This window comes from Phaeobacter porticola (assembly GCF_001888185.1).
GTDB lineage: Bacteria > Pseudomonadota > Alphaproteobacteria > Rhodobacterales > Rhodobacteraceae > Phaeobacter > Phaeobacter porticola.
Genome location: NZ_CP016364.1, coordinates 1357062 through 1377062, shown reverse-complemented (window position 1 = coordinate 1377062; position 20001 = coordinate 1357062). Strand labels below are relative to the sequence as shown.

19 protein-coding genes are annotated in these 20001 nt (G+C 57.1%); 8 read left to right on the top strand and 11 right to left on the bottom strand.

The window, feature by feature from the left end; genetic code table 11:
* Window positions 1-21: 21 nt before the first annotated feature.
* The 5 genes from PhaeoP97_RS06735 to PhaeoP97_RS06715 all read right to left on the bottom strand — a co-directional run bounded on the left by PhaeoP97_RS06735 (window position 22) and on the right by PhaeoP97_RS06715 (window position 5829).
* Entirely contained in the window at window positions 22-969 is a 948-nt protein-coding gene (locus tag PhaeoP97_RS06735; protein WP_072504417.1) for a 3-oxoacyl-[acyl-carrier-protein] synthase III C-terminal domain-containing protein, read from the bottom strand.
* Window positions 970-1639: 670 nt separating this feature from the next.
* Window positions 1640-2830, bottom strand: a complete 1191-nt coding sequence (locus PhaeoP97_RS06730) for an ABC transporter permease (protein WP_237028989.1) — start codon at window positions 2828-2830, stop codon at window positions 1640-1642.
* Window positions 2831-2845: 15 nt separating this feature from the next.
* Window positions 2846-3988, bottom strand: a complete 1143-nt coding sequence (locus PhaeoP97_RS06725) for an ABC transporter permease (RefSeq protein ID WP_072504415.1) — start codon at window positions 3986-3988, stop codon at window positions 2846-2848.
* Window positions 3985-4692 carry an ABC transporter ATP-binding protein gene (locus PhaeoP97_RS06720; RefSeq protein ID WP_014874477.1) on the bottom strand — a complete coding sequence of 236 codons (708 nt, stop codon included), beginning with the start codon at window positions 4690-4692 and terminating at the stop codon, window positions 3985-3987. Before PhaeoP97_RS06720 ends, PhaeoP97_RS06725 begins: the two co-directional genes overlap by 4 nt.
* A 27-nt stretch (window positions 4693-4719) precedes the next feature.
* Window positions 4720-5829 carry an efflux RND transporter periplasmic adaptor subunit gene (locus tag PhaeoP97_RS06715; RefSeq protein ID WP_237028988.1) on the bottom strand — a complete coding sequence of 370 codons (1110 nt, stop codon included), beginning with the start codon at window positions 5827-5829 and terminating at the stop codon, window positions 4720-4722.
* A 468-nt stretch (window positions 5830-6297) separates the two neighbouring features.
* On the opposite strand from PhaeoP97_RS06715, the gene PhaeoP97_RS06710 reads away from it, so the two are divergent.
* The 3 genes from PhaeoP97_RS06710 (at window position 6298) to PhaeoP97_RS06700 (ending at window position 8775) form a co-directional block, all read left to right on the top strand.
* The gene (locus tag PhaeoP97_RS06710) at window positions 6298-6762 is read left to right on the top strand and encodes an ester cyclase (RefSeq protein WP_072504413.1); all 465 of its coding nucleotides are present in this window, start codon (window positions 6298-6300) and stop codon (window positions 6760-6762) included.
* Window positions 6763-6864: 102 nt separating this feature from the next.
* Complete coding sequence (gene chrA, locus PhaeoP97_RS06705) at window positions 6865-8163, top strand: chromate efflux transporter (protein ID WP_072506348.1); 1299 nt, start codon at window positions 6865-6867, stop codon at window positions 8161-8163.
* 135 nt (window positions 8164-8298) lie between these two features.
* Complete coding sequence (locus PhaeoP97_RS06700) at window positions 8299-8775, top strand: SspB family protein (RefSeq protein ID WP_072504412.1); 477 nt, start codon at window positions 8299-8301, stop codon at window positions 8773-8775.
* Window positions 8776-8988: 213 nt separating this feature from the next.
* Here PhaeoP97_RS06700 and PhaeoP97_RS06695 read toward each other — a convergent pair whose 3' ends face one another.
* Window positions 8989-9567 carry a hypothetical protein gene (locus tag PhaeoP97_RS06695; RefSeq protein WP_096740451.1) on the bottom strand — a complete coding sequence of 193 codons (579 nt, stop codon included), beginning with the start codon at window positions 9565-9567 and terminating at the stop codon, window positions 8989-8991.
* A gap of 220 nt (window positions 9568-9787) precedes the next feature.
* Here PhaeoP97_RS06695 and fumC point away from each other — a divergent pair, with 220 nt between their 5' ends.
* The 4 genes from fumC (at window position 9788) to PhaeoP97_RS06675 (ending at window position 12110) form a co-directional block, all read left to right on the top strand.
* Window positions 9788-11182 carry a class II fumarate hydratase gene (fumC, locus tag PhaeoP97_RS06690; protein ID WP_072504411.1) on the top strand — a complete coding sequence of 465 codons (1395 nt, stop codon included), beginning with the start codon at window positions 9788-9790 and terminating at the stop codon, window positions 11180-11182.
* On the top strand, window positions 11182-11388 hold the full coding sequence (locus tag PhaeoP97_RS06685) for a DUF4169 family protein (protein ID WP_072504410.1): 207 nt from the start codon (window positions 11182-11184) through the stop codon (window positions 11386-11388). The genes fumC and PhaeoP97_RS06685 overlap by 1 nt, the downstream gene beginning before the upstream one ends.
* Window positions 11381-11632: a ribbon-helix-helix domain-containing protein gene (locus PhaeoP97_RS06680; protein WP_072504409.1), complete on the top strand. Its 252-nt coding sequence runs from the start codon at window positions 11381-11383 to the stop codon at window positions 11630-11632. The genes PhaeoP97_RS06685 and PhaeoP97_RS06680 overlap by 8 nt, the downstream gene beginning before the upstream one ends.
* A gap of 199 nt (window positions 11633-11831) precedes the next feature.
* Window positions 11832-12110, top strand: coding sequence for a hypothetical protein (locus PhaeoP97_RS06675; protein WP_157891236.1), 279 nt, complete (start codon window positions 11832-11834; stop codon window positions 12108-12110).
* Here the strand turns inward: PhaeoP97_RS06675 and PhaeoP97_RS06670 are convergent.
* The 3 genes from PhaeoP97_RS06670 to PhaeoP97_RS06660 all read right to left on the bottom strand — a co-directional run bounded on the left by PhaeoP97_RS06670 (window position 12107) and on the right by PhaeoP97_RS06660 (window position 15798).
* Window positions 12107-13498 (bottom strand): cytochrome P450, encoded by a 1392-nt coding sequence (locus tag PhaeoP97_RS06670; RefSeq protein WP_072506346.1) that lies wholly within the window; start codon window positions 13496-13498, stop codon window positions 12107-12109. The genes PhaeoP97_RS06675 and PhaeoP97_RS06670 overlap by 4 nt on opposite strands.
* Before the next feature lie 86 nt (window positions 13499-13584).
* Entirely contained in the window at window positions 13585-14901 is a 1317-nt protein-coding gene (locus PhaeoP97_RS06665; RefSeq protein ID WP_237029016.1) for a hypothetical protein, read from the bottom strand.
* Window positions 14902-15045: 144 nt separating this feature from the next.
* Window positions 15046-15798 (bottom strand): cytochrome c biogenesis CcdA family protein, encoded by a 753-nt coding sequence (locus tag PhaeoP97_RS06660; RefSeq protein WP_072504407.1) that lies wholly within the window; start codon window positions 15796-15798, stop codon window positions 15046-15048.
* A 93-nt stretch (window positions 15799-15891) separates the two neighbouring features.
* Between PhaeoP97_RS06660 and PhaeoP97_RS06655 the strand changes: the two genes are divergently transcribed.
* On the top strand, window positions 15892-16125 hold the full coding sequence (locus PhaeoP97_RS06655) for a sulfurtransferase TusA family protein (RefSeq protein ID WP_072506344.1): 234 nt from the start codon (window positions 15892-15894) through the stop codon (window positions 16123-16125).
* A 29-nt stretch (window positions 16126-16154) separates the two neighbouring features.
* Here PhaeoP97_RS06655 and PhaeoP97_RS06650 read toward each other — a convergent pair whose 3' ends face one another.
* Entirely contained in the window at window positions 16155-16571 is a 417-nt protein-coding gene (locus tag PhaeoP97_RS06650) for a nuclear transport factor 2 family protein (RefSeq protein ID WP_192849684.1), read from the bottom strand.
* A gap of 75 nt (window positions 16572-16646) precedes the next feature.
* Complete coding sequence (locus PhaeoP97_RS06645) at window positions 16647-19682, bottom strand: Rne/Rng family ribonuclease (RefSeq protein WP_072504405.1); 3036 nt, start codon at window positions 19680-19682, stop codon at window positions 16647-16649.
* Window positions 19683-20001: the final 319 nt, after the last annotated feature.

Here is a 20001-nt window from a genome sequence, read left to right as displayed (position 1 = left end):
TGTCAATTTTCCATACCTCTTTTAAGTGAAGTCCGTTCGTTCCAGCAGACAGGTCGCAAAGGTCACGCCTGTCCCGGCAGCCAGCACGAACACCTGGGTGCCGGGGGAAATCTGGTTGGGGTGTGAAATCTCGTAGTCGGTCAGATTGACAAAAATGTCAGAGCAATAACCGTGACCGAGGCGTTGAACATCGCCTTGAAAGCACCTCGGTTCCCATTCGAAATGGCGCAGCAGAGCGCGTGTGACGGGCAGGTTGAGATTATGCGGCAAAACCCGAAAATCATCGCTGAGGACGTCCCCGAAATTCTTCAGGCTGTCCCCGACAAAGCCAATCATTCCGCTCAGGTACTCGTCCTGTAGCGCACGCCGATCATCTGCTGCCATCGCATCAGGGTTCTGAAAGAAACGCGGCATGTGCCGCACGCTGGTGTTGAGTACGGTCCATTTCCCGGATCGTTTATCTGGACCCGCGTTGAACAACGCGGCAGTCGGCAGCTCGGCCAATAGACCCACGGGCAAACGCGCCACATTGTAGTGAAACGCCTTTTCACCTGTCAGGATAATGACGGGGTGCTCTTCCTCAATCGCCTGGATAAACCGCATCGCCGCAAGCGCAGAGGCGCAGCTGGTCATCGTCAGCGAATTGACCTCCCAACCAGCAAGACCGTGATCATCAGCGAGGCCGCGGAGCCAGTCCTGATCCGCAAACCCATGATGGGTCTGGGTGCGACAATAAAAGAGAGTACCGCTCTGCGTCACAAGCTGCGCGTTGGTTGCGAGCACGCCATCAAGCGCTGCGCCCAGCATCCCGTTCAGATCATCCCCTTGCAGCCCGACGCTCTCAAGTTCGAAAAAGCGCTGGTACATCTTCACGGCGCCAGCACTCAGCCCATGGCTGGGTCCAAGATCGCACAGCGGAACACGCGTGATTTCGTCAGGTGCAAAATGAATGTGGTCGAGAGACAGCATGGCGGGTCCTTTTTGCTGACCAGCCCTGTCGAAAACAGGATTTGCTCAGCGATTTCACGTTGTACTCTGTGAATTCCGCGCAACCTGGGAACGACCTTTTTCACGATAGTGTACCCTTATAAACGTATATTCGAACCTTTCCTTCCGCTACGGCAGCCTGAAAGCAGCGGTCGCTGCTGGAGCGTGCAATCTGAAGTCCTCCGTGCCGACGTTGGTGAAGCACCGACTTTTTTCAGAGCAGACAATACTGCCCTCAATCAATCTGAGGTTGTGCATTTATGGGGTGAATACCGAGACAGGCGTTTCAATCGAGAATCGGCCAGATCCGATATTCGGCAATCAGTCTCAAGAGAATCATCTAACGATATAGTGATGTGGCTGCTGCACCCGTGGCATTCGCAAATCCGGCCAACATTGCAATGGCTGAACTGTTCCAGCCCCAACCAATGTCCAACAACAACGGCGTACTGCACTGACGGTTAACACGAAGGGTCGCAGGATATGTGGCACTACAGCGACCGCACCCCAGCAGTGATTGTGGGGGAAAGGAGTGCGACGGTGATCAGCCAGCCCTCAGAACACGCCGATATCCACGCACCTCAAAATCAAAAAAGCCGACCCCCGCATAGCGAAGGTCGGCATAGGCAGTCAGGTTAGGAATGTCGAAAGGCTAACCTGCGGATCGAAGGGCGGTGGCCAGTTTCACCCGTGTCGCGGCAAGGGCTGGCAAGGCGCCACCAATCATGCCGATGGCGATCCCCAGCAATGCCCCATCGCGAAGAACGCTGATGGTGACCTCAAGTTGAAACGCAGTGGTTGTGTTATTTGGGCCGACCGTGCTGGCCTGCCAACCGTTGAACACCAGCCATGATGCCGCCGCGCCCAATACGGCACCGAAAGCAGATAGGACCACCGCCTCAACCCAGGTTCCGGTAAACGCGGACAAACGCGAAAAGCCGAGCGTGCGCACCGTGGCGATCTCCATCGACCGATTGGCGACTGAGGTCATCATCGTGTTGATCGCGCCAACCGTGGCGCCAATCGACATCAGGATTGCCAGCGGCCAGCCGAACATGCGGATCAGCGTCGAGGTCCGCGCCGATTGTGCGGACAGCAATTGCACCTCGGTCACGGCCGCCAACGGCGTTTGCGACAGAGCAGGCAACGCAGACTGCAAAGTTTCCAAACCATTGGGACCTGCAAGGGCAGTTCGCAGGATCTGCACCTGCCCCATCTGATCAAACGCAGATTGCACGGCCTCTAGCCCACCCCAGATTTCAGATTCCATCGCACCGCCACCGGTTTCAAAATGGCCAACGACCTGCCAGTCGACGGCCCCCAACCGAACGATCTGACCAATCCCAAAGACGCCCGCGCGCGCAGCAAGGTCCCGACCGACAACAATTTCCCGTGTGCCAGGAACAAAGTTGCGGCCAATAGCGACAGCCGCATTCTCTCGCAGCGTGATCCCCGCAAGGTCCATACCGCGCAGCGCCAACGTCTGAAGGGATCCATCGGCGGCCGACTGGATTTCAACCGGAACGACGATCTCGCGCGAGAAAATCACGGCGCCGGTTTCATCGCGTTGAAGACCAAGATCGGCTGAGGTTGCTTGCAGGCTGCGGATCACCCCGGATGGAATGTCAGAGCTGGTTTCCTGATTGGTGCCACCGCCAAGGATCACCGCAATCCCAGCAGACCCATTTCCGGCGAGCGCGGTTTCAAAACCCTTTGCCATGGCGAGGAACCCAGTCAACACCGCCACCACCAATGCCACGGAAAGCACCATGGACAGTGAAATCCACAGTCGTTTGGGCAGGCTGCGAAGATTGGCAGAGACCATCACGACGATTTGTTTCATATGCAAATACATAGCTTATCTCGTTCTGAAAGCGTTGGAGACGGTTGTGCGCATCGCGAGCGCTGCGGGCAGACATCCGGTCAGAACGCCCAGCAACACTGTGATTACCAACGATTTGATCACGACTGGGCCTGTCAAAACCAGACCAAGTGCAGGGCCTGTGAGCTGTGTTGCGGCTTTGGTCAGAGCAATCCCGACCGCCCCGCCAACCAGAAAAATAAGCAGGGTTTCACAAAGAATGAGAACCACGATAAAGCGGTTATTGAAGCCCAAAGTCTTGAGCACGCCGATCTCGAATGTCCGTTCACGGACCGCGAACAGCATTGTGTTGATGACGATCATCAGGATGGTCACGAATGCCGCCCCCACAACCAGCGAGACGATCAATTCCACATCGGCGAACTGCCGCAGGAAGGCTTCGAGGAATTGTTTTTCCGATTGGGTGCGTGTCGGTGTACCCGTATTGGCGAACAATGCATCGATCTGAGACGCCAGAGCGCTGGCCGTCACTTCGGGCACCGGTTGGACGACAAATCCGTCTACTGTATCCACATCGCGGCTGCGCAGTGCATTCACGTAGTCATAGTTCGCCAGCATGAAATATGTATCGGTGCTTGGCGTTTTGCCTTCAAAAATACCGCCGACTTCGAACCGCCAGTTCCGGTTTCCGCCCTGCTGCATAATGTTGAACGAGGTGATCTCAATCCGCTGTCCCGCGCGCCATCCTTGGGCATCTGCGAGGGCTCGGCCAACCAGCACGCGATCCCTGCCCTGTTTGAGCGCGGCCAAAAGATCCGAGGTCAGCGCGAGGCTGTCACCGTTGATCCGGGCGAAATCATCTACGGCCACCGCATTGGCAACCACGACATTGCGCTCGACCTCACTAAACCCCCGCAGGCGGGACATATAAGCGACATCTGCGACGCCGTCCAACGCTGCGATCCGGCGCAGATGCGCAATTGGCAGGGTCTGGCCCCGACCTGATTTATTCATCACGCCCAGCACATCGTCATTGGCCCCTGCAGATCCTTGCGTGCCAGACAGGAAACTGGCCGTCAGACCGTAGATAAGAAAGGCAACCGCGATGCAGAACATCAGTAGCAGCGTCCGCATCGGTTTGCGCCAGGCATTGCGCCTCGCCAGTGTCAGAAAAGTCATGCGGCAGCCTCTTGTCTTTCGACGAACTGCCCCTTGTTCAGATGCAGGGTGCGGCTTGCATGGGTCGCCGCTTCGGGATCATGAGTGACCATGACGATGGTTTTCTTCAATTCGCGATTGAGAAACCCCAGAACTTCCAGCACCTCATCCGCCGAGGCCCGGTCAAGATCGCCGGTTGGTTCGTCGCAGAGTAGAAGCGGCGGATCGCTGACGATAGCGCGGGCAATGCCGACACGCTGTTGCTGACCACCTGACATGCTGGACGGCAATTGTTTGCCACGTCCGGACAGACCAACGAGGTCAATTATTTTCTCAACCCGCGCCCGACGTTCGGCCCGGCCAATCGGCTTGAGCAACAGCGGCAGTTCAATGTTCTCAGCCACATTCAACGTCGGAAGCAAATTGTAGAACTGAAAGACAATGCCAACATTATGGGCGCGCCAGTTGGATTTCTTAGCCTCGCCCAATTGCTCCAGTTTTGAATTCCCAATCCGTACGCTTCCCGTGTCAGGGGCATCAATCCCGCTGAGAAGATTGAGCATTGTCGACTTACCGGATCCTGATGGCCCCATCACTGCCACGAATTCACCTGCGTCGATGCCCAAGGTAAGATCAGAAAAGATCTGTATCTTCTCTTTGCTGAAGGTAAATCCCTTTGAGACAGCATCCAGCTGAATAAAGGGTGTTTTCTGGGACGCGGACATAAAGGTACTCCTTATAAGAGAGGATAATCAGGTATCACTCAGGGTGATACGAATGCGGGCGGCCATGTTTGGGCGGATGCCGTCAGGTGGACCGTCCAGTTCCAGGCGCAGCGAAATCGTGCCTCTCTCAGCAGAGACAACGGGCGAAATGCCAACAACGCGAACCTCAAATGGTTGGTCAGGGAAACCATCAAGCACGGCCTCTCCCGTCAGACCGACCCGCAGTCGCGAGACATTGGTCTCGGCGACTTCGGCATCGAGATACATGGAGGCGGTGTCGGTGATCACCATGAGGTAGTCGGTGTCGCGAATGGTATCGACACGGGCCAGAACGCTATTGCCGATACGGGCGTTGAGCTGGGTAATGGTCCCAGAAACCGGCGCGCGTATCGTCAGTTCATCCACGTGTTCCTGCGCAATCTCGACCTTGAGATCAGCCAGATGAATGTCTTGTTCTGCCTGTCTCAACGCGGTTTTTGCGAGGCTTAACGCTGTGGCGGCGTCCTGCGTCACGCGTTCTGATACAGCGTCTTTGGCAAGGAGGGATGTCAGCCGGTCAAAATCGCGCTCGGACTGATCCACCTCGATGCGTTTGGTTTCCAGCCGCAGCTGCGCCAGTGACTGATCAATCAATGCCGACTTCAGGGCATATTGCGCGCCCGGATCGCTGACTGCGGCCAGCGGTTGTCCGCGTGTAACCGGGTCACCCAAAGCGACAAGAAGGTCCGTTATTGTGCCCTCGTATTTTGCAAAGACCGATGCGTAGTCCTGTACCAGTACATACCCTGATCCGGTTATTTCCGCCGTTGGCATCGGCACAGGTGCGGGCTGGATGCGGGCCGTTGTATCTGAAACAGGCGTTGGTGCGACCGGCACATTTGTTGCGGCTGATTGCGACGCCGGGTCCAACAGGCCCTCCCCCCAATTGCGCAATGTGGTCAGAGTTGGCAGATCGCTGCGCCACAGGACCGCGCCGCCAGCCGCCAGTAGACCGAGCAATAGGAAAATCCGAAGTGTCCAAGAGGGGCCACGCTCTTGCCTGTCCTCAAAACTCGGTTGAGCCTCTGAGACCGTGACGGCCGAAAGTGGGGTCAAAGCCTCAGCAAGATTGCGGTGGGTGTCGGTTTGAATGTTCATGGCCAATAGATCGCCCATCGAGGCCATATACCGCGACCTAGAAGCCGCGCGGGACGTACCAAATCGTCATTTGGCACCGTCTCAGCCGAATATCGAACGCCTCAACTTAATGGAGCCAACGCGCACTGGCCCCCGGAACGATGCTGGACCTGGTATCTGCGACGTAACGGACAGACGCGCCCACCAAGAAGAGATATCTATCCACAGACGTATGGCCGGAGCATTTGCTTATTTTGGTGTCAGCTCAATGTCATGTCAGATCGTATGTCGTCACTCGATCTCCAGAGCCATGTTAGGATTTTCATTGAATTGTTGTTCATATTTGTGGTTCAGTCTGAGTTCTCAAGCTACTTGAATATCTGGACTCTTACACTTGGAACCAGGCGCAGCATGTAAGAGCGAGCACCAAAGACCTGGCACTGATATCAGGAGCCTGTTGGCCCATATTGAGGATATGTCGAACTCATCATGAAAAATAGCGATCGGGTCTTTCAATGGTTCCATGATGTCTGGGTTGACCGAAACCTCGACAGGATTGAGCCCATGTTGCACCCAGAGCTGGAGGTAAACGGCCCGCTCCACGGAGCGATCGCGATTGCAGAGGACTACCGCGAAGTCGTGAACACTCTGGGCAATATTATTCACGATCTAGATATAAGCCTTACCCATGCATTGAACGACGGCGATTTTGTCGCTCTGCGGATGCGGGTGCGCGGATCTGGCAACACGCCGGATCATGTCCTAGACTACTCTGGTCAGCTGATCGTACGAATGCAGGATGGTAAGATCCGCGAATTCCAGTCGAACTTTGACTACATGACTATGTTCGAACAGCTCGGGCAGCTTCCGCCCGACTGTCTTCCAATTTGCATGACCGGAGAACGCCTGATCTGGATGGACGATCACATTCGCTCGCCTAAAGACGCCGAATGAAGCTTTTGTAAAAGCGCCAAATTTCGGCTCTTCATCCCCGGAGAGCACTGGCGAAATATGCAACGGATGATACAAGATCAGCGTCCAGCCAATGGTGCGCCGATGACCGATATCTCTCCTGAGCCCAAAGTGCAGCCCCAAGCTCATACAATTGCCATGGTAGATCTTGTGCGGGTTTTTGGCCGCATCGGGCTGATGTCATTTGGCGGACCAGCCGCGCAGATCGCGCTGATGCACAAGGAACTGGTCGAAGACCGCCCCTGGCTGAGCGACGCCGGTTTTCTGCGGGCGCTGTCGTTTTGTATGATGCTGCCCGGCCCCGAGGCGATGCAGCTTGCGACCTATGCAGGATGGCGTCTGCGCGGGGGGATTGGTGGGCTGATTGCAGGGTTACTCTTTGTTCTGCCGGGCGCGATAGTGATCACGGCGTTGGTCATTCTCTACGTCCACTATGGCACGCAGCCCCTTGTTCAGGCAGCATTCTTAGGGATCAAAGCCGCTGTTGTGGCGATTGTTCTGCAGGCTTTGCAACGCTTGGGCAAGAAAGCCCTGCATGGCCCTGTTGATCTGGCACTGGCGGGGTTTGGGTTTGTTGCACTGTTTTTCTTTGGTTTGCCCTTCCCACTGGTCGTACTGGCGGCAGGTGCCATAGGTGGCTTGCGAGCGTGGCATAGGGTGAGTGATGCAACACCCCTGCCGCCAACCGTTTCCGGTCGATTTTGGCCAACCCTGCTGATCTGGGCTGGACTATGGCTCATGCCGCTGGCGATGCTCAGCCTGTTCGGTCCACAGCTTCTTGCGGATCTTGGCTGGTTCTTCGCCAAGCTTGCTGTGGTCACATTTGGTGGTGCCTATGCCGTACTGGCCTATATGTCGCAGACTGTAGTCGAACACTATCAGTGGATCGACACCGGCCAGATGATCGACGCCCTGGGGATGGCGGAAACCACCCCCGGTCCACTGATCTTGGTGACACAGTTTGTGGCGATGCTGACCGGCGCGCTGACCTCCGGCATTTGGATGGCTCTGGCAGCGGGTCTGGTTGCACTTTGGGCGACGTTCATGCCCTGTTTTCTATGGATTTTTCTCGCAGCTCCACATGTTGAGCGGATTGCCAGCCATCCCCAGCTTGGGGCGGCGCTGCGGGCGATCACTGCAACGGTTGTTGGTGTTATCCTCAATCTGTCGGTCTGGTTCCTGCTGCATATACTGTTTCGTGAGATCACAGTGCTGGACCTGCCCGCTGTCATGCTGATGGTACCTGTGATGTCCAGCCTGAACGTTAGCGCAGCGCTATTGGTGCTAGCCGCGCCGGTTGTTGCCTTGGTCTGTGGCGGCCGACTGGCATTTCTGCTGCCGGTGATGGCAGGCCTTGGCGTGGGTGTCTCCTTGTCGATCTGAGCCGCATAAACACAGCGCAAAGGTCTGAGTAGCATCCTGCTAGTGTCAGAAATTATTTACGAATCCCTCGCGAGCGGCCCTTTAGTTTCCGTCAGAAATACGTATTCTAAGTTCAAAGAGAACAAGGGTATCGGAATGTCCCGCGAAATTGACTATGGAAATCTGATGCATTCGGCCATGCGTGGCCTAATCCGTTCGGTTCTGGACGGGGTGGCCGAACATGGGTTACCCGGAAATCATCATTTCTTCATCACATTCGACACAGCACATCCGGATGCGGAACTGGCCGATTGGCTGTCTGACCGCTATCCCGGAGAAATGACAGTGGTGATGCAGCATTGGTTCGACAATCTTGATGTGGGAGAAGACGGGTTTGCGATTACGCTAAACTTCGGTGACGCGCCCGAACCGCTATATATCCCCTATGACGCGATTAAGACCTTTGTCGATCCGTCTGTAGAATTTGGCCTGCGCTTCGAAACCCCCGAAGAGGACGGCGACCCTGACGAAATCATCACTGAGCTGGACGATGACATCGAGATAGAAGTCGACGAAGATCCTGAGGACAACAAGCCGGCCGATGTGGTGTCATTGGACAGCTTCCGCAAATAACCTCCATATTCAGTGACATAGATGGAATAGGCCTGATGCGCTGCATGTTTCGTGCGGCGCATATTTTATTGGTAACCAAGCCATATCGCGTAAACTGGCCCCGACCACGCGCGTTTGATTGACCGCCACATCACCAAATCAGTCTATTCGCACCGCTTCAACTATTCGGTCCAAGCTGTTGTAATGCTTTGTTTACCACGTTTTAAATTTGCATCACTGACGTTCCAAGAACGTTTTCAATTCCTTGCGCGGGAAACCGTTGCGATGCGAAGAATAGACCAGATCCAAACCGCCCTCGGCGAGGCTACGATCATATTGCTGCATCTCGTAGTCCCCGTTGGGACCAATAAACATGGAAAACACCGTCAGCGTATCACCGACGATCCGACCCCAAACATAAGGTTCCCCCTTCATCGGGTCGAGCTGAACAGTATGGCCAAAGACATTGCGCTTCATCGCAGCGGCAAAGATATCTGCCCGCTCGGTTGATTGGAATTCCACGTTATAAGACTTGGTCTTACGCCGACCATCGTTCTTGAGCGATGTAGTTGTCCACTGCACGTAAAAGCCATCGTCTTTGGAAATCGGACCGATCTGCACCGTCGCGTCTCGCTGTTCCTCGGTGCCATCCGCATTTGGCACCACCAACGCCCCCTGATATCGGCCAAAGAACGGCCGCACGTCCGCGGCCATCGCCTGCCCGGTCACGATCAGAGACACTGCGACAACGAACACAGCCAATACCCCGCTGCGGATGCAGGGCAACCAGGTTTTGGCCAGGCCGATTGGCATTGGTCGGTATGTGAACACAGGCAGGCCCTCCAACTGGTGCAATCTGGAGTTAATCTAGCGGTCTTCTGGCGCGGTGCAATGGCTCATCCTGCAATGGGCTCTATACCTCGGGTTCGGAATGACTATGCTGCGCGAAACTGCGCAATTGCCTGATAGCCCGGCTCAGGTTACACGGCATACCGACGCATACATTTAGTCATCATCAGACGGAGAGAGACTTATGTCCGATACCCGCACCGAAACCGACAGCTTCGGTCCGCTTGAGGTCCCCGCCAACAAGTACTGGGGCGCACAGACCCAACGGTCGATCATGAACTTCCCGATTGGCTGGGAAAAACAGCCTGTCGCCATCGTGCGCGCACTGGGGGTGATCAAGCAGGCCTGCGCCATGGCCAACAAGGCCTCGGGCGCACTGGACGTCAAGATCGCGGATGCAGTCATCGAAGCGGCCGGCGAGGTGATCGAGGGCAAGTTTGACGACAACTTCCCGCTGGTGGTCTGGCAGACCGGCTCCGGCACCCAGTCCAACATGAATTCCAACGAAGTCATCGCCAATCGCGCGATCGAGATCCTGGGCGGCACCATTGGCTCCAAGGATCCGGTGCACCCAAACGATCACTGCAACATGGGCCAGTCCTCCAACGATACCTTCCCCACCGCAATGCATATCGCCACCGCAATGTCGGTGCGCGACGTACTGTTGCCCGGCCTGACCAAGCTGGCCGAAGGGCTGGAAGCCAAATCCGAGGCCTTCAAGGATATCATCAAGATCGGCCGCACCCATACGCAGGATGCAACCCCGCTGACGCTGGGCCAGGAATTTGGCGGCTACGCGCATCAGATCCGCCAGGGTCTGGCACGGGTTGAGGCCACGATGCCCGGCATCTATGAACTAGCGCAAGGCGGCACCGCTGTTGGCACCGGTCTGAACACGCAAAAAGGCTGGGGCGAGACCGTCGCCGCCAATATGGCTGAAATCACTGGCCTGCCCTTCGTCACCGCGCCAAACAAGTTTGAAGCACTGGCCGCCCATGACGCCATGGTGTTTCTGTCGGGCGCGCTCGCGACCATTGCAGGCAGCTGCTACAAGATTGCCAATGACATCCGCTTCCTTGGCTCCGGTCCGCGCTCCGGTCTGGGCGAGTTGATCCTGCCGGAAAACGAGCCGGGCTCCTCGATCATGCCCGGCAAAGTGAACCCAACACAGGCCGAGGCCCTGACCCAGGTGGCCGCCCATGTGATGGGCAATGACGCCGCGATCAAGTTCGCAGGCTCGCAGGGCCATTTCGAGCTGAACGTCTACAACCCGATGATGTCCTATAACCTTTTGCAGTCGATCCAACTCTTGGGCGACGCTGCGGACAGCTTCACCGAGCGGATGCTGAATGGCATCGAGGCCAATGAACCGCGCATCGACAAGCTGATGAAAGAGTCGCTGATGCTGGTCACTGCTCTGGCCCCGACCATCGGCTATGACAATGCCACAAAGGTTGCCAAAACCGCGCATAAGAACGGCACCACGCTGAAGGAAGAGGCCATCGCGCTTGGCTTCGTCGATGAGGCGACGTTTGACGCCGTTGTCCGCCCAGAGCAGATGATCGGCCCGAAAGACTGATGGCTGGTTCCGGTTCAGGCCCGGTCAATCTGAACCGGTATCGCAAGGAAAAGGCGCGGGCTGAGAAGAAGGCCCGCGCCGACCAGAATGCCGTGACTTATGGCCGGACCAAGGCCGAGAAGGATCTGGACCAGGCCCGCAACGCGCAAGATATGCGGCGACTGGATGGCACAAAATGCGACGATCCCAAGACCAACGATGACTAATCGCCCACGGAAACACTCGCTTACCCTGCGTGGTCACCGCACCTCGGTGTCGCTGGAGGATGAGTTCTGGCAGGCCTTCCGCGAGATTGCCGCCGAAGACAACCGAGCCATCAACGACCTGGCCGCTGAAATAGACGAAAATAGAGGCGTGGACTGTGGTCTGGCCTCGGCCATTCGTCTGCATGTGTTGCGACGTTTAAGAAAACAGCGCGTCGTCTCCAGCGATGCGCAAAAACCCACTTAACTCTGGATGACATCACGCCAATCAATAGTTTACCGCGAACGGCTTGGATCAAAGCCCTAAGCTTGCCGTCATCATTATTGAAAATAAGGATTTAAAATAAAACCTAACTCTTGTTGCAGCATTGGCCCTATTGTCGGCCTGTGGAGACACAATTAGCTATCCTTCTCAGCTAGAAAAACAGTCCAAGGCTGCGAACGCGGTGTCTGCGACACCTGTGAATGAGATCAAGCTGGTCTCGTCGGCGACGGTTAACGGCGGAAACTTCACGTCCCTTCCGCCTCTCAAGACAACCGTAGCCAAGGTCACGGCTTTCCACCCTGCTCCCACGGTTGCACAAGCCCAGCAAAAACTGCGGATCGAAGCCGCCAAGGTCGGCGCTGACGCTGTCATCGGCGTCAATGTCACTGGTATCCAGGTCTGTCCGCTGAGCTGGGGGTGCCGCCATGCAACAGGTACACCGGTGAAATTCACCAACTAGCGATCATTATCTGGCTGCGCTTCGCGCTGTCGCGGCGCCAGGTGCAGCCAGATCCCGTTTTTTGACCGGACTGTCAGATGGGCGACCGGGATCGGCTCCTGGCCAGCAACAGGTTCCACCCGAAACCGTTGCAGGATCATCGATAGGATCAGCGGTCCTTCAATCATTGCGAAGCCAGCACCGGTACAAACGCGCGGACCAGCTGAGAACGGTATATAGGCCTCTCTCTGACAGGTCTTACCATTATCCGTTTCCCATCGTCCCGGATCAAAGCCATCGGGATTGTCCCAGAGCCGCGTGTGGCGATGCAGATGCCAAGGGCTCAGCACCACTTGCGCGCCTTTCGGCAGGGTACGGCCCCGGAATTGCTGTGGACAGGTGGCTTCGCGCACCATCATCGGCACCGGCGGATAGAGCCGCAGCGCCTCACGAAAGACGTCGCGGCTGATGCGCAGTTTTGAGGCGGCCGAGAAGGTTTCTAACGGCAGGTCAGCGGCCTCTTCGGCAATGCGGTCCTGCCACTTCGGGGCCAATGCGACCAGATATAACGCCCAGGCCAGGGCCGAGGCGCTGGTTTCATGGCCCGCCAAAAAGAAGATCGCCACTTGATCAGCCATTTCATCGGTTGAAAACCGTTCGCCGGTTTCCGGGTCCGCAGTGGTCATGATCTTCGTTGCCAGATCCCGCGGCGCTGAGCCTGCTGCGATCGCCTGCATCCGTTCCTCCGTAAGACGGGTGATCAATGCACGGATGTGAGCGGCGTTGCGGCGGGTGTCGCGACGATGGAACCGCGGCAGCCAACGCGGCAACGGCACAAAGGCGGCCAGATTCAAAATCGGTTGCCCCTGTTGATAGGCACGAAACCGATGGAACACCTCCTGTGCCAGATGGTGTTCGATCGGAATGGAAAACAACGTGCGAAAGATCACATCCGCCGCCGCATGCGAGGTTTCTGCCTCTATCTCAATCGAATTATCTGGTGCTGCGGCGATCCGATCGGTCAGACGTGCCACTGCCGCCTGTGCCGCCGCGTGCATTGCAGGATAGCTGTGTTTCAAGCGCCCCCCCTCAAACGCGGGATCAATAATCCGGCGCTGGCGTTTCCAGGTGGCACCATTGGTGACAAAGACCGAATTGCCAAGCAGCGGACGCAATCCTTCGCTGACACGGTTCGACTTTGGAAACTCATCCGGCCGTGACTTTAGCACGGTGTCGACCAGTTCCGGCTGATTCACCAGATAAGAGCGAAAGAACGGCGTGCGAAACTCTGCCATCCAGGCGCGGTATAGCTTGGCCGGTTGCGCCGAGAGCAAATCCGCCCGGAACAATCGCAGATACCGCCAAAGCGAGACCTTTTCCTGCCGCGCCGTTGGCTTGGGCGGAAGCACTTCCTGCTGGCCAGACTGACTGGCGGATGTGGTGTCAGCAGCACCTATTGGTGCGGTAGCTGGCTCTGATATGGGGGCATTGTCCATCAATCGCTCACCGACGTATGTTTCGAGGCTGTCACATCAATCCGCGATCCCGACGCATTGCGGTGCTGGTAGCGTTCAGCCAGGGTCTGCGGCCCCGCAGTAATCTGGAAGTAATCATAATCACCAGGCTGATCAAACGCGCAGAGATACTGAAAATGCAGCCGAAAAAACCGCCAACGCAGCGTCGCCCAACGCTGCGGGCTTAATGTCTGGGTAAAGGCGGCGGAAATCACAAGTGGCCAGCGTGTTTTCGCAGTGCTAACGCCGCTGACAGCCACTGGATCACACAGGGCAAAGGCGCAGCCATCCCCCGGTGCCGTAACATCAACCCAGCAGATATCACCGCGCTGCGACAGCTCTTGCAGATCGCGTCGCAGGCGCTGCGCCTTGGGCAGGAAAGACACCATCGGCACCACTTGCCCGAGGCTCAGAAACCCTAGCGGCACACAGCGGCCTGCCTGCCCCATGCGCATGACATCGGCCAATACGCTGGTCCCGACATGTGCGCCGGAGGAATGGCCAACCACCAGAACCTCATCCAGATCCCGATCATTCAGTGCTGTGGCGACCTCTGCTGAAAATTCTGCAATACGTTGCTCCAGCTCGGGTGCATAGGCGCCGCGCAAGGCCGCAGAATGGGCATAATCATGCATCAGGTAATAGGCGTAGATTTTGCCATCCATACTGCGGAACCAGCGCATCAACATAACCGCTGCCGCAAGGCCAAGGGTCCAGAACAGGCCGGCGACCAGAACGTCAATCCAAGCGGCCAGCCTCCCCAATGCCGCAGTGCCCCACGGCCCAATCCTAGCAATGGTCAGCGCCAGAATAGCGGCAAGAATGGCCTGCAAAAGCAAGACTGCAACAGGATAAAGCGCTGCGATAACCGGCCCCTTGCGCAGCCACATCAGGCGGCGCAGGGTGCCGGTGCTGATATAAATCCACGCAGTGCGCAGCATCTGCCCGTATGTCTCAGCGATAGAAGGGGTCATGCTGCCACGCACGATATCGGACCAAACAAGTACCTCTACCTCGGTATGGGTGCTGTGTCCGTCGATCACTGCATCAACCTGCCAGCCATAGCCACCGCCGGACACTCCTGGTTGCGCAGCTTGTCGGTTCGGGCGTGCCGATAGCGCGATTTCATAGCCAGAAATCGCCGCTTGCTCTGCGCCTTCCTTGCGGTACAGCTCGCGGTAGCGACGGGGGTGGATGGGATCGTAACCCGGAATATAGAACAGCTTGCGACGCCGCACGGGTGCTGCGGTGTCGTCATGGCTACAGTCCGCTGCCAATACGCTCTTGCCCTGTTCTATCTGCACGGCCTGTTCGACCTGTCCTGCCCGGATGTGGTGTCTTGGACCAGCTTAACCGCGTCACATCAAAAGCGTAAGCCCCGCCGGGCATCTGCCAAGCGGGGCTTATACAATCCAACAGGGTCCGTCGAGGCGCAATACGGTTCAGCCCAATGTTGCAAGCGCCGGAAAAGTTTCCAGGAGCCAGAAGGAGAACTCAGAAAACAGGCCCGTGACCAGCATAAAGCCAACAAGGATCAGCAGCCCGCCCATGAGTTTCTCAATCAGCCCCATATAAGGTTTGATCCGGTTCATCAGTACCATTGAGCGCGTCAGAAATACCGCCGCGAGCAAAAACGGAACCCCAAGCCCAAGCGCATAGATCCCCAGTAACAGCGTGCCGCGCGCAACAGAGGCTTCGGTCGCGGCCAGCGACAGGATCGCACCCAGTTGCGGTCCAATACAGGGTGTCCACCCAAAAGCAAAAGCCAGGCCAAGAATATAGGCGCCAACAGCCGAGCCCCCGGACTGGTCCGTCTCCATCCGCGCCTCACGGTCCAGAATGGGGATGCGGAACACCGACAGGAAATGCAGACCAAATATGATGACAACAACGCCAGACACCTGGGCGAACAGCTCTTGGTTTTGCAACACAAACGCCCCGAATGCCGAGGCGGTGAACCCCAGCAGCAGGAACACGGTGGAAAGACCCATGACAAAGAACAGCGCCGCCACGATGGCCTTGCGCCGCGCCTGCGACGTGCCTTGGATCTCGCCGATGGATACACCGCTCATATAGGCAAGATAGGGCGGCACAATGGGCAGCACACAGGGTGACAGAAAGCTGACCAACCCAGCCATTAGCGCCACCAGCATGGCAGGGATCAGCCCTGCGTCGATGATTTCAATTCCAAACATGCCCAACCCTTAGACCAGCCTCTGACAAAGGTCACGGGGGGGGCCGGTCACAACCTTGTGGACAGGATGAAACAAGCGCCTTATCTGCAAGATATGACAGACACGAACGAGACCCTCGACGCCATCGGGCTGCTGTGCCCCCTGCCCGTCCTAAAGGCGCGCAAGCGTTTGAAACCATTAGAAACCGGGGCGATTTTGGAAATCCATGCGGATGATCCAGCTGCGGTAGTGGACATCCCACATTTCTGCCATGAAGCCGGGCATGAGCTGCTGGGAATCCGCGACAATCAGAAGCACCAGACCTATCTGATCCGTAAGGGTGGCTGAATTCCTCAGTTCTCCGGATTACAGATGATCTATGGCAGCGTGTTTGGCGCGCCGGCAGGCAGGGCTTCGGTGTCTTGACTAAAGATGTTTATCCATGCCCCGTCGCAGCGCTGCCAAATGGAACTGACATACATGGCAGCTGTCTTGTCTTGGCCAGTGCGCCGGTAGCAGGCGCGGTAGGCCAATAACGCACACCCCGCTGCAAGCGGCAGAACACGCACATCCTCTATGGTGAATTCCGCGACCGAGGGGCCATTTTCCAGCTGCTCTGCATGGTCATTGCGACCGGCAAATCCACTGGGATAGACACCCAGAAACTGCGGATGCAGTGCCGCAAGATCTGCCGCGACGTCGCCTTGCTGCAAGGCTGTCCAGACCGCGGTTTCCGCCTCTAACAACTCTCGCAGCAATTGTTCTGATAGGGTGTCATTTGTTTCAATGGACATACTGATTGGCATTTCCCTTGGGTCAAAGACATAAAAAAGGCGGGCTAAATGCCCGCCTTTTTTTGGGGTTAAAGATTAGCTGCCAACTGACCACCAGCCGCGCCGTTTCGGCTTGGGCGGGCTCGCTGGTTCGACCTCAGCTGCGGCAAGCGCAGGTTCAGGCGTCTGTTTGACCTCAGCAACAGGTTCTTCCGCCACTGGCGCTTCGGAAGTTTCTGTTTCTGGTTGCTCGGAAGACGGCTCAGGCGTCGGCTCTGCCGGGGTTTCCGCTTGGATCTCGACCTGGACTTCTGCCTGTTCCGCAGGGACATCCTGCGCTGTGGCATCATCGGCCTTGATCTCTGCGACTTTTGCCACTTCGACCGGCGTCTCGTCTGTCTTAGCTTCCACTGCCGCAGATTCCGCTTCTGGGGCCGCGCCGTTTAGGGTTGAAGCGTCAGCTTTGACCTCGGTTTTCGCTATCGCGCCCGCAGTGTCCGCCACGGGTGCATCAGACGATGTCATTGTCTCGGCTGATGCCTCTTCGGTCTTGGCCTCTGCCGCCGCAGTTTCCTGCGTCTCTGCTGCAACGGTCTCATCCGTCTTTTTCTTCCGACTGCGCGAGCGGGTGCGAGTCCGGGTGCGTTTCTTCACCGCGCCTTCACCCTCAGCGGATGCGTCCTTGCCGTCGGCTGTATCTGCCTTGGCGTCGTTTTCACCCGTGTCGGTATCAGCGCCACCCTCAGCAGCAGGCTGGCCGTCACTGTTTGCCTCTCCCTGAGCGTCGCGTTGGGGCTCCCCATTGGTGTCGTCACCTTCGCCACCGGAGGACTTCCGCCGCCGCCGACGACGACGCTTGCGCTTGGGTTTGTTGTCTCCCTCGCCGTCATCACCAGTCTCGGCATTGGCCTCAGCGGCCTCAACCTCGGCCACGTCATCCTCGATCTCTTCGATCTCGTCATTCGCCTCATCGGCATCAACCTGATCCATGATCGAGGTGTCGACAGAAACCACGGGGGCGGTTGCGACAGGGACCACACGCGACGCGGTCTTGAACTTCTCCAACGAGAAATCAGGGCTGACCAGATGTGGGTCACCTTCGATCCGCACGGAGAGACCGTAGCGGGTTTCGATCTGAGCGATATGTTCGCGTTTCTGATTCATCAGATAGTTGGCGATGCTGACCGGGCAGCGCACCAAGACCTCGCGGGAGCGACGGCGTGTGCCTTCCTCCTCGATCTGGCGCAGGATCGACAACGCCAGCGAGTCATCCGAACGGATCAGGCCAGTGCCATGGCAATGCGGGCACGGCGCGGTTGTCGCCTCAATCATCCCCGGACGCAGACGCTGACGGGACATTTCCATCAGACCAAAACCCGAAATACGACCCACTTGAATGCGAGCGCGGTCGGTCTTTAGCTTGTCTTTCATGCGCTTTTCGACGGCGGCATTATTCTTGCGCTCGTCCATATCGATGAAGTCGATGACGATCAGACCAGCCAGATCGCGCAGACGCAGTTGGCGGGCCACCTCTTCGGCAGCCTCCAGATTGGTCTTAGTCGCGGTTTCCTCGATTGAGCCTTCCTTGGTGGCCCGGCCAGAGTTCACATCAATCGCCACCAGCGCCTCGGTCACACCGATCACGATATAGCCACCCGATTTCAGCTGAACGGTCGGGTTGAACATTCCACCCAGATAGCTTTCCACCTGGAACCGTGCAAAGAGCGGCAGCTGGTCCTGGTAATTCTTCACGTTCTTGGCGTGGGACGGCATGATCATCTTCATGAAGTCCTTGGCGATGCGGTAGCCGCGCTCGCCCTCGACAAGAACTTCGTCAATCTCGCGGCTGTAAAGATCGCGGATCGAACGTTTGATCAGGTCACCTTCTTCGTAGATTTTGGCGGGCGCGATGGATTTCAGCGTCAGCTCGCGGATCTGTTCCCACAGGCGTTGCAGATATTCATAGTCGCGCTTGATCTCGGATTTTGTGCGCTTGGCACCGGCAGTACGAACAATAAGGCCCGCGCCCGTGGGCACGTCCAGCTCAACCGCGATATCTTTGAGTTTCTTGCGATCAACTGCGTTGGTGATTTTGCGGGAAATGCCACCACCACGTGCGGTGTTGGGCATCAGCACGCAATACCGGCCAGCCAGAGACAGATAGGTTGTGAGGGCAGCGCCTTTATTGCCGCGCTCTTCCTTCACGACCTGCACAAGCAGGACCTGACGAACCTTGATCACTTCCTGAATTTTGTAACGACGTGGGCGCGGTTTACGAACCGGGCGGATGTCTTCGCTGTCATCTTCATCCGCAACAGATTCGATGCTTTCGTCCTTGGACGTCGCATCAGCTGCGGTCTCTTCTTCGACGCTGTCATCTGCTTCAATCTCAGGTGCGTCGATCTCAGTGGCCGTTGCGGCTTCGGCCTCAGCAGCGTCTGCTGCGCTGTCGTCTTGTGTTTCAGCACCCGCATCGGCCTGAGGCTCCGATGTTTCAGCAATCGTATCAACCGCCGGCATCTCAGGCGCATCAGAGGCATCTTTGACAGCCTCTTCCACAACCGGAGCCTCAGCTTCGGCAGACGCAACAGGCGCGCCGGCAGACGCACTATCTGGCGTCTCGGTCGGTTTGGTATCGCCTGCGTCGATATCATCGGTCAGGTCGATCGTTTCCATACCCGCGATATCGGCGCCAGTTTCGGCCGCCTCAAGGCTGACATCCTTGGTCTCGACTACATCCGCGGATTTAACATCCGCAGCCTTGGTCCGGCTACGGCGAGACCGCGACTGACGCCGAGCAGGCTTTGCATCTTCTTCGTCATCTCGGGCGCGCTGAGCCTCGGCATAGGCGCGCTCTTCCTCCATCAATGCCTCACGGTCAGCGACGGGAATCTGATAATAGTCGGGATGAATCTCCGAAAATGCCAGAAAACCATGACGGTTTCCGCCATAATCCACAAAAGCCGCCTGCAGCGACGGTTCGACGCGAGTTACTTTTGCGAGATAGATATTTCCAGCAAGCTGGCGTTTGTTTTCAGATTCAAAGTCGAACTCCTCAACCTTGTTTCCGTCGACCACCACGACGCGGGTCTCTTCCGCGTGGGTGGCGTCAATAAGCATCTTCTTAGCCATGTGTCCTTAGTGCACCTACCGCGCATACGCGCATCTGGCCCGTTGCCGGGCGGACGTGAGCGATCGGGGTGATGTCTTGTCTGGGCGATGTCTTGTGGCGTGCGATTGGCCCATGCAGTACAGCGGTTAGCCCCGGAACATCTGTCCGGCCCTCCTGCCTGTCTGCTGTTCTCTCTCGCGCGCGTCATCGCGTTTCTTCTCCGACAGGTGGGAATATCCGCGCCCTGCCCTGATTATATCCCCGCTGGGAAAACCCAGTCAGGTGCTAAACTGCCCCGAAATATTGCGGGACCAATCGGTCTGACTTTGCTTTCTCGGA